The organism is Rhodobacter sp. P1_C2, from assembly GCF_056406375.1.
On sequence record NZ_JBFUAG010000011.1, the window covers coordinates 62,734 to 76,096 of the forward strand.

At 64.5% G+C, this 13,363-nt stretch carries 12 protein-coding genes; 8 read left to right on the forward strand and 4 right to left on the reverse strand.

Annotation, left to right across the window (positions count from 1 at the left end):
* Positions 1–9: 9 nt before the first annotated feature.
* The 8 genes from purH (at position 10) to AC1DZT_RS18410 (ending at position 9,099) form a co-directional block, all read left to right on the forward strand.
* Positions 10–1,596 (forward strand): bifunctional phosphoribosylaminoimidazolecarboxamide formyltransferase/IMP cyclohydrolase, encoded by a 1,587-nt coding sequence (gene purH, locus AC1DZT_RS18375; RefSeq protein ID WP_478008101.1) that lies wholly within the window; start codon positions 10–12, stop codon positions 1,594–1,596.
* A 1-nt stretch (position 1,597) separates the two neighbouring features.
* Entirely contained in the window at positions 1,598–2,110 is a 513-nt protein-coding gene (gene lspA / locus AC1DZT_RS18380) for a signal peptidase II (protein WP_478008102.1), read from the forward strand.
* Between the two features lie 71 nt (positions 2,111–2,181).
* Entirely contained in the window at positions 2,182–2,718 is a 537-nt protein-coding gene (locus AC1DZT_RS18385; RefSeq protein WP_478008103.1) for a DUF3035 domain-containing protein, read from the forward strand.
* Positions 2,719–2,832: 114 nt separating this feature from the next.
* A complete protein-coding gene (locus tag AC1DZT_RS18390) occupies positions 2,833–4,197 on the forward strand; it encodes a M16 family metallopeptidase (protein ID WP_478008104.1) in 1,365 nt (454 codons plus the stop codon).
* Positions 4,194–5,528 carry a M16 family metallopeptidase gene (locus AC1DZT_RS18395; protein WP_478008105.1) on the forward strand — a complete coding sequence of 445 codons (1,335 nt, stop codon included), beginning with the start codon at positions 4,194–4,196 and terminating at the stop codon, positions 5,526–5,528. Before AC1DZT_RS18390 ends, AC1DZT_RS18395 begins: the two co-directional genes overlap by 4 nt.
* A 45-nt stretch (positions 5,529–5,573) precedes the next feature.
* The gene (mutL, locus tag AC1DZT_RS18400) at positions 5,574–7,412 is read left to right on the forward strand and encodes a DNA mismatch repair endonuclease MutL (RefSeq protein WP_478008106.1); all 1,839 of its coding nucleotides are present in this window, start codon (positions 5,574–5,576) and stop codon (positions 7,410–7,412) included.
* On the forward strand, positions 7,409–8,548 hold the full coding sequence (locus AC1DZT_RS18405) for a DNA recombination protein RmuC (protein WP_478008107.1): 1,140 nt from the start codon (positions 7,409–7,411) through the stop codon (positions 8,546–8,548). Before mutL ends, AC1DZT_RS18405 begins: the two co-directional genes overlap by 4 nt.
* Positions 8,545–9,099 carry a HutD/Ves family protein gene (locus tag AC1DZT_RS18410; protein WP_478008108.1) on the forward strand — a complete coding sequence of 185 codons (555 nt, stop codon included), beginning with the start codon at positions 8,545–8,547 and terminating at the stop codon, positions 9,097–9,099. The genes AC1DZT_RS18405 and AC1DZT_RS18410 overlap by 4 nt, the downstream gene beginning before the upstream one ends.
* Here the strand turns inward: AC1DZT_RS18410 and AC1DZT_RS18415 are convergent.
* The 4 genes from AC1DZT_RS18415 to AC1DZT_RS18430 form a co-directional block, all read right to left on the reverse strand.
* Positions 9,090–10,058: an aldo/keto reductase gene (locus AC1DZT_RS18415; protein ID WP_478008109.1), complete on the reverse strand. Its 969-nt coding sequence runs from the start codon at positions 10,056–10,058 to the stop codon at positions 9,090–9,092. The genes AC1DZT_RS18410 and AC1DZT_RS18415 overlap by 10 nt on opposite strands.
* Positions 10,059–10,121: 63 nt before the next feature.
* Complete coding sequence (gene deoD, locus AC1DZT_RS18420; protein WP_478008110.1) at positions 10,122–10,826, reverse strand: purine-nucleoside phosphorylase; 705 nt, start codon at positions 10,824–10,826, stop codon at positions 10,122–10,124.
* 55 nt (positions 10,827–10,881) lie between these two features.
* Positions 10,882–11,244: a DUF1127 domain-containing protein gene (locus AC1DZT_RS18425; RefSeq protein WP_478008111.1), complete on the reverse strand. Its 363-nt coding sequence runs from the start codon at positions 11,242–11,244 to the stop codon at positions 10,882–10,884.
* A gap of 69 nt (positions 11,245–11,313) precedes the next feature.
* On the reverse strand, positions 11,314–13,260 hold the full coding sequence (locus tag AC1DZT_RS18430; protein WP_478008112.1) for a methylmalonyl-CoA mutase family protein: 1,947 nt from the start codon (positions 13,258–13,260) through the stop codon (positions 11,314–11,316).
* Positions 13,261–13,363 lie beyond the last annotated feature (103 nt).

The following is a 13,363-nucleotide window of genomic DNA, read 5'->3' on the forward strand; positions in this document are numbered from 1 at the left end:
GGCTCCGCCATGACAAATCTCGTCCCGATCGGCCGTGCGTTGATTTCGGTTTCGGACAAATCCGGCTTGATCGAATTGTGCCGGGTATTGGCAGGCTACGGGGTCGAGCTGATCTCGACCGGCGGCACCTCGAACATGCTGCGGGCGGCGGCGCTGAAGGTGCGCGATGTGGCGGATGTGACGGGCTTCCCCGAGATGATGGATGGCCGCGTCAAGACGCTGCACCCCAATATCCACGGCGCCTTGCTGGCGCTGCGCGACGATGACGAACACCTTCTGGCGATGGCCGCGCATGGGATCGAGCCGATCGACCTGCTGATCTGCAACCTCTACCCCTTTGAGGAAACCGTGGCCAAGGGCGCCGACCATGCCACCTGCATCGAGAATATCGACATCGGCGGTCCGGCGATGATCCGCGCGGCCTCGAAGAACCACCGCTTCGTGACGGTGATCACCGATACCGCCGATTATGCAGCACTGGTCGATCAGCTGAAGGCCAATGACGGCGCGACGAGCCTGGCCTTCCGGCAGAAGATGGCACTGGCCGCCTATTCCAAGACGGCGGCCTATGATGCGGCGGTCTCCTCCTGGATGGCGGGCGAGCTGAAAGAGCCCTTCCCGCGCAACCGCAGCTTTGCCGGCAAGTTCGCCCAGGGCATGCGCTATGGCGAAAACCCGCACCAGCGTGCCGCCTTCTACACCGATGGCACCAACCGCCCGGGCGTGGCCACGGCGAAACAATGGCAGGGCAAGGAGTTGTCCTACAACAACATCAACGACACCGACGCCGCCTTCGAACTGGTGGCGGAGTTTGCGGGACAAGACCCTTCCGTCGCGATCATCAAGCACGCCAATCCCTGCGGTGTCGGCAAGGGAGCCACGCTGAAAGAGGCCTATCTGCGCGCCTACCAGTGCGACCAGACCTCGGCCTTTGGCGGGATCGTGGCGCTGAACCAGCCTTTGGACGCCGAAACCGCAGAGGAAATCGTCAAGATCTTCACCGAGGTCGTCATCGCCCCCGGCGCCTCGGACGAGGCCAAGGCGATCTTCGCCACCAAGAAGAACCTGCGCCTCTTGACCACTGCCGGCCTGCCCGATGCCAAGGCGCCGGGAATGGCCTTCAAACAGGTGGCGGGCGGCATCCTGGTGCAGGACCGCGACTTTGCCGGCATCACCGCCGCCGATCTGAAGGTCGTGACCAAGCGCAAGCCGACCGAGGCCGAGATGGCGGACCTGATGTTCGCCTGGACCGTGGCCAAACATGTGAAATCGAACGCGATCGTCTATGTGAAGGATGCCGCCACCGTCGGCATCGGTGCCGGTCAGATGAGCCGGGTCGATTCGACCCGGATCGCCGCGCGCAAGGCCGGCGACATGGCCGAGGTCCTGGGCCTGGCGCAAAGCCCGACCGTGGGTTCGGTCGTCGCCTCGGATGCCTTCTTCCCCTTCCCGGACGGTTTGCTGACCGCGGCAGAGGCCGGGGCCACGGCGGTGATCCAGCCCGGCGGCTCGATGAATGATGACAAGGTGATCGCCGCCGCGGACGAGGCGGGCCTGGCCATGGTCTTCACCGGTCAGCGGCATTTCCGGCACTGAGATGAAGCTTCCCACCATCCCCCTTGTCGCACTTTGCGTTCTGGCCCTCGACCAGATCACCAAGATCGCCGTGGTCTTCGGGTTGGATCTGGTCAACCGGGTCGAGTATGACGTGCTGCCGCCCTTCCTCGTCTTCCGGATGGCCTGGAACTACGGGATGAACTTCGGCCTTCTGTCGCAGGGCTCGGACCTCGGGCGGTTTTTGCTGATCGGGGTGGCCGTGGTGATCTCGGCCTGGGTCTGGATCTGGGTCCGGCGCGAGAAGTCGGGCTGGAAGGCCGAGGTGGCGGCGGGCCTGCTGATCGGCGGTGCGGCGGGCAATGTGATCGACCGGATCGCCTATGGTGCGGTGGCCGATTTCCTGAACATGTCCTGCTGCGGCATCGATAATCCCTTTGCCTTCAACGTCGCCGATGTGGCGATCTTCTTCGGGGCGCTGGGTCTGGTGCTGTTTACCGGTTTTGCGGGCGGCAAGACGCCCAACAAGATCAAGCCACGCCGAAAGACCCCGTGACGAGGCCGCGTCTTTGCGTTAAGCCCTGTCAGGACGGCAAGATGGATACAACGGTGCAAGGGTCGGGCGGAATGCGGAAGGCACGGATCGGTCTCGCAATGGCGGGCTTGGCACTGGTGGTGCTTGCCGCCTGCGGTGGGGGCAATCGCACGCCACATCTGTACAACCTGCGTTCCACCACCGATGGCCCGGACGAGTTTTCCCTGCTGCCGCCGAAGGCTTTGGCCATGCCGGCGGACCTGACGGCCTTGCCGCAGCCCACGCCGGGCGGCAGCAACCTGACCGATCAGCACCCGATGGATGATGCCGTGGCGGCCCTGGGCGGCAAGGTTCGTGCGGCCGGCGGCATCCCCGCCGCCGATGCCGGACTGGTGAACTATGCCGACCGTCATGGCGGCACGGCCAATATCCGCGAATCGATGGCCGCCGACGATCTGGCGCGTCGCAAGCGTCACCCCGGCAAGCTGCTGGAACGCGCCTTCGGCCTGACGACCTATTTCGCGGCCTACAAGGACATGTGGCTTGATTCCTATGCCGAGCAGGCGCGTTGGCGCGCGGCCGGTGTGCCCACACCCTCCTCGCCGCCGCCGGTCAAGTCCAAGCGCTAGACTGCGCAGGCTAAGCCTCTGAAAACGGCGCGCTTCACCCCTGGTCACAACCGCGTGGCCTGGGCTTGCGCCTGACCCCCTCTGGGTTAGCTTGGTGTCCAGCAGGAGGTCGCGATGGGTCCAATTTCAATGCGTAGAGGGTTCGGCCTCAAAGCCTTTTGTGGGGCGGCGCTGGCGCTGCTTTTCATGGGCGGGGCGGCGCTGGCCGACAAGGTCACGACCTACAAGCTCGACAATGGCATGGATATCGTGGTGATCGAGGATCACCGCGTGCCGGTCGTCGTCCATATGGTCTGGTACAAGATCGGCGCCGCGGACGAGAGCCCGGGCCATTCCGGCATCGCCCATTTTCTGGAGCATCTGATGTTCCAGGGCACCAAGGAAATCCCGCCCGAGCAGTTCTCGAAGATCGTGGCGGCGCAGGGCGGGTCGGACAACGCCTTCACCACGCTAGATTATACCGCCTATTTCCAACGGGTTGCGGCGGATAGGCTGGGTCTGGTGATGAAGATGGAAGCCGACCGGATGCACAACCTGAACCTGACGGAGAAGGATGTGGATACCGAACGCCAGGTGATCCTCGACGAACGTACCGAACGCACCGACAGCGACCCCGGCGCGCTTCTGAACGAACAGATGAGCGCCGCGCAATACATGAACCACCCTTACGGCATCCCGGTGATCGGCTGGCGCCACGAGATGGAGCAGCTGAGCCGTCAGGACGCGCTGGACTTCTACCACGCCAACTATGCCCCGAATAACGCGATTCTCGTCGTGGCCGGCGATGTGAAGCCCGAGGATGTGCTGGCCCTGGCCAAGAAGAACTACGGCCCGATCCCGCCTTCGGACAAGATCCACCCCCGCATCCGCCCGACCGAGCCGCCGCAACTGGCCGAGCGTCGCCTTGTCCTGGCCGACGACCGCGTCGCCCAGCCCTATGTCGTGCGCAGCTACCTCGCACCGGAACGCAACCCCGGCGACCAGAAAGAGGCCGCGGCCCTGACCATGCTGGCCCAGCTTCTTGGCGGCAGCCGGACCAACTCGGTCCTCGCGAAGGCTCTGGAGTTCGACCAGAAGCTCGCCACCTATACTTCTGCCAATTATGATGGCGTTTCGCTGGACGAGACGACCTTCGGCCTCGTCGTGGTGCCCGCCGATGGCGTCAGCCTTGGCGATGCTGAAAAGGCGATGGACGGGGTTCTGGCCAAATTCATGAAGGACGGTGTGGACCCCGACGAATTTGCCCGCATCAAGACGCAGGTGGCGGCGCAGCAGGTCTATGACCGCGACAACACCCAGGGCCTCGCCCATGAATATGGTATGGCGCTGGCCTCGGGGCTGACGATCCAGGATGTGCAGGACTGGCCCGCTGCCCTGCAGGCCGTCACCCCCGAAGACGTGATGGCCGCCGCGAAGAAGGTGCTGGACAAGCGCGACGCCGTGACCGGCTGGCTGACGACAGAGGAGACCGCGCAATGACCGCTGCTTTCAGGATCAGAACCGGCGCGCTGGCGCTTCTCACCGGGTTTCTGCTGCTGGCGCTTCCCGCTGGCGCCGAGATCAAGATTCAGGAAGTGACCTCGCCCGGCGGGATCAAGGCCTGGCTGGTGGAAAACCACGACATCCCCTTCACCGCGCTCAGCATCCGCTTCAAGGGCGGCACCTCGCTCGATGCGCCGGGCAAGCGGGGGGCCACCAACCTGATGACCGCCCTGATCGAGGAGGGTGCGGGTGACCTCGACAGCCAGGGTTTTGCCGCCGCCCGCGACGCGCTGGCCGCCGATTTCACCTTCGACTCCGATCAGGACGGTGTGGGCGTCTCGGCCCGCATGCTGACCGAGAATCGCGACAAGGCGATGGACCTTCTGCACCTTGCCCTGACCAAACCGCGCTTTGACGCCGACGCGGTGGAGCGGGTGCGCGGTCAGGTCCTGCAGGGGCTGGCGGCCGATGCCAAGGACCCCGATGCGATCTCCGGCAATATCCTGCGGGCAGAGGCCTTTGGGGACCATCCCTATGGCACCGTCGGCGACGGCACGATGGACAGCGTCAAGGCCCTGACGCGCGACGATATTCTGGCCGCCTATCACGGCGCCATCGCCCGCGACCGGATCTATGTGGCCGCCGCCGGCGATATCTCTGCCGCCGATCTTGGGTCTTTGCTCGACAAGCTTCTGTCCGACCTTCCCGCCACCGGCGCGCCGCAGCCCGGCGATGTGGTGGCTGTGACCAAGGGCGGTGTGACCCAGCAGGACTTCCCCGGCCCGCAGACCGCGATCAGCTTCTATCAGGCTGGCATCAAGTTCGAGGACAAGGATTACTTCGCCGCCACCGCCCTGAACGAGATCCTCGGCGGCAACGGCTTCTCCTCGCGCCTGATGAACGAGGTGCGCGAGAAGCGCGGCCTGACCTATGGCATCGACACGTCGCTGGCGAGCTTTGACCATGGCGAGATCCTGCAAGGCTCGGTCGCGACCTCCAACGCCAAGGCGGCCGAGGCAATCCAGGTGATCCGCGATGTCTGGGCCGATGTGGCGGCGCATGGCGTGACCCAGAAAGAGCTGGACGATACCAAGACCTACATGACCGGCGCCTATCCGCTGCGCTTTGACGGCAACCGCCGGATCGCCTCGATCCTGGTGGGGATGCAGATCCTCGGCCTGCCGGCGAATTACCCCGAAACCCGCAATGCCAAGGTTCAGGCGGTGACTTTGGCCGATGTGAACCGGGTGGCGAAGTCCTTGCTGACGCCCGACAAGCTCAGCTTCGTCGTGGTGGGCGCGGCACCGGGGGTCAAATCCTCCAACTGACAGAATCTGTGGAAGGGCGGCGGGTGACCTGCTAGACTTGGTGGCATGAACAGCCCCGCCCCCCATATAACGTTGGATGGAACCGAATTCCATCCCGTCATCCGTCTGCTGGACGAGGCCGCGATCAACCGGATCGCCGCGGGCGAGGTCGTCGAACGCCCGGCCTCTGCCGTCAAGGAACTGGTCGAAAACGCGCTGGACGCCGGGGCGCGGCGGATCGCGGTGGACTATAGTGCCGGCGGCAAGCTGCTGATCCGCGTCACCGATGACGGCTGCGGCATGGCGCCCGATGACCTGCCGATGGCCGTGGCGCGTCATGCGACCTCGAAGATCGACGGCTCGGACCTTCTGAACATCCACTCCTTCGGCTTTCGCGGCGAGGCTTTGGCGAGCCTTGGTTCGGTTGGCCGCCTGACCCTGACCTCGCGGGTTCAGGGCGGCGAGGGGGCCAGCCTGGCCGTCACCGGCGGCCGCATCGGCGCGGTGCGCCCCTCGGGGGCCGCCAAAGGCACGGTGGTCGAGCTGCGTGATCTGTTCTATGCCACGCCCGCCCGTCTGAAATTCCTGCGCAGCGACCGCGCAGAGGCTTCGGCGATTGCCGACGTGCTGCGCCGTCTCGCCATGGCCGAACCCCATGTCGGCTTCACCCTGACCGAGGTGATCGAAGGCGAGCCGCCCCGCACCATCCTGCGGCTTGACCCGGAAAACGGCGATTTCTTCGATGCGCTGCAACGTCGCCTGACCCGGCTGCTCGGCGCCGATTTCACCGCCAATGCCCTCCGGATCGAGGTGGAGCGCGAGGGCCTGACCCTTTCCGGCTATGCCGCTCTGCCGACCTATTCGCGCGGCTCCTCGGTGCAGCAGTTCGTTTTCGTCAATGGCCGACCAGTGCTGGACCGGATGCTGCTTGGCGCCCTGCGGGTGGCCTATATGGATGTGCTGTCGCGCGACCGCCATCCGGCTGCAGTGCTGAACCTGATATGCGATCCCGAACGCGTCGACGTTAACGTTCACCCCGCCAAATCCGAGGTCCGCTTCCGTGAGCCCGAGGCCGCCCGCAGCCTGATCATCACCGGGTTGCGCACAGCGATCAGCGGCGCGGGCCACCGCGCCTCCTCCACCGTGGCCGATGCGACGCTGGCCGCTCTGCGCCCGGAACCGCGCATCTACCAGATGGACCGCCCCTCCGGCCAAAGCCTGTCCCGCGCCTTCGCCTTTCAGGCGCCGGAGCCGATGGGCGGTTTCGCCGAGGCCCCGGTGGCGCGTGTCGAGATGGTGAGCGAACCCGTTGTGGCGGCCGAAAGCTTCCCCCTCGGCGCCGCACGGGCGCAGGTGCACGAGAATTACATCATTGCCCAGACTGCCACCGGCATGGTCATCGTGGACCAGCACGCAGCCCATGAACGGCTGGTCTATGAGCGTCTGAAACGCCAGATGGATGAGACGGGCATCAAGGCGCAATCCCTGCTGATCCCTGAAATCGTTGAGCTTTCCGCCAGCGACGCCGCCCGCCTGCTGGAGGCTTCTGCCGATCTGGCCGTGCTGGGGCTGACAGTCGAACCCTTCGGCGGCACGGCGGTTGCGGTGCGCGAGACGCCTGCGATCCTCGGCAATGTCTCGGCCAAGGCGCTGTTGCGCGATGTGCTGGACGAACTGGCCGATCAGGGCGACGCGCCCACCCTGCGCGCCCGGCTGGATGCGATCCTCAGTCGAATGGCCTGCCACGGCTCGATTCGCTCGGGTCGCCAGATGCGGGCGGAAGAGATGAATGCGCTGCTGCGCGAGATGGAGGCGACACCGCTTTCCGGCCAGTGCAACCACGGTCGCCCGACCTATGTGGAGCTGAAACTGTCCGATATCGAACGATTGTTCGGCAGGCGATGATCACCCTCTTCGGCCAAAGCTATCCCTGGAACGCGCCAGAGATATTGCTGCCCTTTGGCGGGCTGCTGTTAATCCTTTTCATCCTCCTTCTGGTCTTGCGAGCCTCAGGCCGCGTCTCGCCCTTGCTGATGCAGGAAATGTCCTGGCTCTCGCAGCGCGTCCAGGGCCTGTCCGAGGGGCAGGAACGTCTGGCGGGCGGGTTGCACCATGTCTCCGAAGCGCAAAGCCTGTCGCAAAGCGCGATGATCCAGATGATGGAAAACCGCCTCTCCGAAGTGCAAAGGGCGATGGGAGAGTCCTTGCAGGGCAATTCGATCCGGACAGCGCGCAGCTTGGGCGATCTGCACCAGAGGCTGGAAACCATCGACAAGGCGCAGGCGAATATCGAGAAGCTTTCGGGTAATGTCCTGAGCTTGCAGGATATTCTGGCCAATAAACAGGCCCGTGGGGCCTATGGCGAGATTCAGCTGCATGACATCGTGGCCAAGGCGCTGCCCGCCGATGCCTATACGATGCAGGCCACGTTGTCGAACGGCAGGCGGGCCGATTGCCTGATCCATCTGCCCAACCCGCCCGGACCGCTGGCGATCGACGCCAAATTCCCGCTTGAGGCCTATGAGGCGCTGCGCCGTGCCGAAAATCCGCGGCAGGTGCAGGAGGCGACGATGCTCCTCAAGGCGGCGGTGCGAAACCATATCCGCGCCATCTCGGACAAATACATTATCGAGGGGGAAACCGCTGATGGCGCGATCATGTTTCTGCCCTCTGAGGCGGTCTATGCCGAGCTCCACGCGAATTTACCCGAGATCGTTCGGGAAGGCTTTGCGGCCCGCGTCTGGATCGTCTCGCCCACCACCTGCATGGCGACGCTGAACACGATGCGGGCTATCCTGAAGGATGCCCGGATGAAGGAACAGGCCGGCGCGATCCGGCGCGAGTTGGGTGAGCTTTACAAGGATATCGAACGGCTTTCGGACCGCGTCGGCAACCTTGACCGGCACTTCGGCCAGGCCTCCAAGGATATCGAGGAGATCCGGATCAGCGCTGACAAAGCCGGCAAGCGGGCGCGGCGGTTGGATAATTTTGACTTTGAGGAGATTGCCGTGCCTGTCATCCCGCCGAGGGCCGCCGAATGATCCGCCATCTGAATGAAAGCAATTTCAAAGAGATGCCCTGGGCCAATGGCAAGGGAACGACCGTCGAAATGCTGCGGATCGACCGGGAGGGCAAGGTGATGCTGCGCCTGTCGCGGGCCGCCGTGATCGAGGAGGGCGACTTTTCGCTTTTCCCCGATATCGAACGCAATCTGACGGTTCTGTCCGGGCCGGGCTTTGATCTTTCGGGAGACGGACTGCTTCTGCATGCAACGCCGCTCACTCCGGTGGCCTTTGCCGGGGATGTCGCGATCCGGGCAGAAAAGGTTAACGAACGATCCGAAGATTTCAACGTCATGACGGCGCGCGCCCTGCCTTTGCCGGTGGTGCAGGTGGTGCAGGGGGGCGACATCGCCGGACCTTGCATCGTTCTGGCGCTGCAAGAAGGATGGATTGCCGGGCGCGCGGTCGCGGTACATGATCTGATCATCACGGATGAGGATCTGCACCTGGACGCGCCCGGCATCGTGGTGGCATTGCCAGGGTGGCCAGACCGGATCTGGTCCGATCTGGCTGAAATCGCTCAGCAATAACGCTCGATGGCTTGGGTCTGATGGTCGCCATACCGGTCGCCATAGGCGAAGCCGGGTGGCAGGATGCGGTCGATTTCCGCAAGATCCTCTGCCGACAAGGTGAGGACGGCGCCTTGGGCGAACTGGCGCAGGTGACCTGCCGACCGGGTGCCTGGGATCGGGATCAGGTGATCGCCACGCGACAGGACCCAGGCGAGCGCCGTGGCAGGGGTGGACCAGCCCCGTGCGGAACAAAACTCCCGGAACGCGTTGATTTTCAGGGTGTTGGCAGTAAAGTTCGGCTCCATGAAGCGCGGGTTCGAAATGCGGAAACCATCGGTCGGCGCTGCGAGGGGCTGATCGCCCATCATGCCGCGGGCGAGGGGCGAGAAGGGGATGAAGGCCACACCGAGCGTCTTGCAGGCCTGTATCAGACCCAGTTCCGGCTGACGCGTCCAAAGCGAATATTCGTTCTGTATCGCGGTGCAGGGGTGAATGGCATGGGCGCGGCGCAGGGTGTCGGGCGCCACTTCGGACATGCCATATCCGCCGATCTTGCCCTCTTCCATCAGGCGGGACAGTGTTCCGACCACCTCTTCCAGCGGGCGGGCGTGTTCGCGCCGGTGGATGTAGAACAGCTCCACATGGTCGCGACCCAGCCGGCGCAGCGACATCTCCAGCTCGGCGCGCAGATGGTCTTCGGCGTTGTTCACCCGACGCGGCGTCGTGTTCATGATGCTGGCCTTGGTCGCGATCGTGACCTGGGGCTTGCGCGATGCCAGCCAGGTGCCGATCACCGTCTCGGAGATTCCCATCCCGTAAATGTTTGCCGTGTCTATGAAATTCATGCCTTCTTCAAGCATGGCATCCAGACAGGCGAGGCTTTCCGCCTCGTCGGTTGCACCGAAAATGCCGCCAAAGGACATGGCGCCGAGGCCGATGGCAGACACCTGAGCGCTGCCGAGTTTGCGGGTCTTCATAGGCTTCTCCAGAAAGGGGAGGGCACTAAACGCCCGCGAATCGGTTGGGTCAAGGGGCTTTCGTCAGGCGAAAGCGGCCTCGAGTGCCACTTCCACCATGGCGCCGAAAGAACGTTCACGCTGGTCGGCGGGCAGGGCCTCGTGGGTCAGGATGTGGTCCGAGATGGTGAGGATCGCCAGAGCGCGGCGCTGGTAGCGGGCGGCGAGGTGGTAAAGCTCGGCGGCCTCCATCTCGACGCAAAGGGTGCCGTGGCGTTGCAGCTGTTCGGAGAGGTCGGGCCTTTCGTCATAGAACGTGTCGGAGGAATAGATCCCGCCGACATGGACCGGCACGCCGATCTTCTGCGCGGCCCTGTGGGCGGCGGAGAGAAGGCCGAAATCGGCGCAGGGGGCGAAGTTCACCTCCTTGAAAATGCTGCGCGAGGGGGAACCGATGGTCGAGGCGGTCTGCGCCAGCACCACGTCGCGCACCTTGACGTGATGCTGCATCGCCCCAGCGCTGCCAATGCGAATGAGCGTTCGGCAACCGTAATCCCTGATCAGCTCATTGGCATAGATCGACAGCGAGGGCATCCCCATGCCCGAGCCGTGGATGGTGACCCGGTGCCCCTTCCAGAGCCCGGTATAGCCCAGCATGCCCCGCACCTCGTTCACCAGGACGGGGTTTTCCAGATAGGTCTCGGCCGCCCAGCGGGCGCGGTAGGGATCGCCCGGCAGAAGGACGGTTTCGGCGATCTCGCCGGGCTTGGCACCGATGTGGAAGGTCATGTCGCGCTCCTGTTTGGCGCAACCTAGCCAGCGGGATCGGCGATGGCCAGAGGCCTCAGGCTGCGGGATGCGCTGCCTGTGCCGCAAAGCTTTCGGCGTTCAGGCAGAAGCCGGCCTCTGCCGGGGTCGCCAGCGCGCCGCGCGCCAGAACATGCGAACACTGGGCGCGGTCCCGGCAGGTGCCGCAGGTGGAGAGCAGGCCGAGATAGGCCTCGTGGTTCATGTGAAGTTCGGCATTCGAGAGGCCGAAGACCGCGGCCATATGGGCGACGCGGTCGGAAATATCGCGCGGCATGCGGGCGAAAGCCTCGACCTGGCCGCGCGACATGCCGAGATCGGCAAGATCCCTGTCGCTCAACGCGTTGATTTCCTTGATATCGTGCCAGCGCTGCATCAGCGTCTTGATCCGTTCGAACATTGTGGCCTCCGTTGACTTGGGCGGCACAATGCGCCGGATTTCACGGCAAGGCTTTGATATGGCGCAAACTCAGGCGGCTTCGGCGAGGCCCACGATATCCTTCATGATCCGGTTGAGGTCGAAATCCTTGGGCGTGTAGATCGCGGCCACCCCAAGTTTGCGCAGGGCCTCGGCATCGGCATCGGGGATGATGCCGCCGATGATGAGGGGGATCGAGAGACCCGCGTCGCGCAGGCCCTTCAGCACATCCTCGACCAGGGGCATATGGCTGCCGGACAGGATCGACAGGCCGATGACATGGGGGTTTTCCTCCAGCGCCTGGGCCACGATATCGGCGGGGGTGTGGCGGATGCCGTCGTAGTGGATCGCCATGCCGCAGTCGCGGGCGCGGGCGGTGATCTGTTCGGCGCCGTTGGAATGGCCGTCGAGGCCGGGCTTGCCGATCAGCAGCTTCAGCCGCCGCCCAAGCCGGGTGGAGGCGGCATCGACCGCCTCGCGGATCGGCTCCAGCCCTTCGGTGCGGTTGGAGGGCGATTTCGACACGCCGGTGGGTGCCCGGTATTCGCCAAAGGCCGCGCGGATGGCCGCCCCCCATTCGCCGGTGGTCACACCCGCCTTGGCGGCGGCGATCGAGGCGGGCATGATGTTTTCACCGCTGAGCGCGGCCTCGCGCAGGTGCAAGAGGGCGAGGTTGACCGCCACCCCATCGCGTTCGGCGCGCCAGGCATGCAGGCGGGCGATCTGGTCGGCCTCGGCCTCGGGGTCACATTCCAAGATGGCCGAGATGCCGGAGGTCAGCGGCGAAGGCTCGGCCTCTCGCCAGCGGTTGACGCCGACCACGACCTGTTCGCCACGTTCGATCCGGCCCAGACGTTCGGAATTGGCCTCGACCAGACGGGATTTCATATGGGGGATGGCGGCAACCGCGCCGCCCATCGCCTCGATCGTCGCCAGTTCTTCCAGCGCCGCGGCCTTCAGCGCCTCGACCTTGGCCGCAATCGCCGGGTTGCCGTCGAAAATGTCGGCATATTCCAGGAGGTCGGTCTCGTAAGCCAGGATCTGCTGCATCCGGAGCGACCATTGCTGATCCCAGGGCCGCGGCAGGCCCAGGGCCTCGTTCCAGGCGGGCAGCTGCACGGCGCGGGCGCGGGCGTTTTTCGACAGGGTCACGGCCAGCATCTCGATCAGGATGCGGGCGACGTTGTTTTCCGGCTGCTGTTCGGTCAGGCCCAGCGAATTGACCTGCACGCCATAGCGAAAGCGGCGGTGGCGTTCTTCGGTGATGCCATAACGGGTCTGGCAGAGGTCATCCCACATCTCGACAAAGGCGCGCATCTTGCAGATTTCGGTGACGAACCGGATGCCGGCGTTCACGAAGAACGAGATGCGGCCGACCATGGCGGGGAAGTCTTTCGCCGCAACCTTGGCGCGCAGATCGTCCAGCACGGCAATGGCGGTGGCCAAAGCATAGGCCAGTTCCTGTTCCGGCGTCGCCCCCGCCTCTTGCAAGTGGTAGGAGCAGACGTTCATCGGGTTCCACTTCGGCAGGGCCTTGGCGGTATAGGCGGCGACATCGGTGATCATCCGCAGCGAGGGCGCCGGCGGGCAGATATAGGTCCCGCGCGAGAGATATTCCTTGATGATATCGTTCTGCACCGTGCCCTGCAGGGTGGAAATATCGGCGCCCTGCTCCTCGGCCACGGCGACGTAAAGCGCCAGCAGCCAGGGGGCGGTGGCGTTGATCGTCATCGAGGTGTTCATCTGGCCCAGCGGGATATCGGCAAACAGCGCCCGCATGTCGCCCAGATGCGCCACCGGCACGCCGACCTTGCCGACCTCGCCCCGCGCCAAGATGTGGTCGCTGTCATAGCCGGTCTGGGTCGGCAGATCGAAGGCGACCGAAAGCCCGGTCTGCCCTTTGGCAAGGTTGCCGCGATAAAGCGCGTTGGAGGCCGCAGCGGTCGAATGGCCCGCGTAGGTGCGAAACAGCCAGGGTTGGTCTTTCTGCGTCTGCATCTTTGGCCCTCATGAATCGGCATCGCAACTTTCTTGCGCAAGGTGCGGCATATCAGCAAGTTTTCGCAAGTGTCAATTCGCCGCATCGCGGCGAAGGTGGAAT

Coding starts and splice junctions, on each gene's coding strand:
- purH (WP_478008101.1), top strand. CDS start 10: ATGACAAATCTCGTCCCGATCGGCCGTGCGTTGATTTCGGTTTCGGAC.
- lspA (WP_478008102.1), top strand. CDS start 1,598: ATGAAGCTTCCCACCATCCCCCTTGTCGCACTTTGCGTTCTGGCCCTC.
- AC1DZT_RS18385 (WP_478008103.1), top strand. CDS start 2,182: ATGCGGAAGGCACGGATCGGTCTCGCAATGGCGGGCTTGGCACTGGTG.
- AC1DZT_RS18390 (WP_478008104.1), top strand. CDS start 2,833: ATGGGTCCAATTTCAATGCGTAGAGGGTTCGGCCTCAAAGCCTTTTGT.
- AC1DZT_RS18395 (WP_478008105.1), top strand. CDS start 4,194: ATGACCGCTGCTTTCAGGATCAGAACCGGCGCGCTGGCGCTTCTCACC.
- mutL (WP_478008106.1), top strand. CDS start 5,574: ATGAACAGCCCCGCCCCCCATATAACGTTGGATGGAACCGAATTCCAT.
- AC1DZT_RS18405 (WP_478008107.1), top strand. CDS start 7,409: ATGATCACCCTCTTCGGCCAAAGCTATCCCTGGAACGCGCCAGAGATA.
- AC1DZT_RS18410 (WP_478008108.1), top strand. CDS start 8,545: ATGATCCGCCATCTGAATGAAAGCAATTTCAAAGAGATGCCCTGGGCC.
- AC1DZT_RS18415 (WP_478008109.1), bottom strand. CDS start 10,058: ATGAAGACCCGCAAACTCGGCAGCGCTCAGGTGTCTGCCATCGGCCTC.
- deoD (WP_478008110.1), bottom strand. CDS start 10,826: ATGACCTTCCACATCGGTGCCAAGCCCGGCGAGATCGCCGAAACCGTC.
- AC1DZT_RS18425 (WP_478008111.1), bottom strand. CDS start 11,244: ATGTTCGAACGGATCAAGACGCTGATGCAGCGCTGGCACGATATCAAG.
- AC1DZT_RS18430 (WP_478008112.1), bottom strand. CDS start 13,260: ATGCAGACGCAGAAAGACCAACCCTGGCTGTTTCGCACCTACGCGGGC.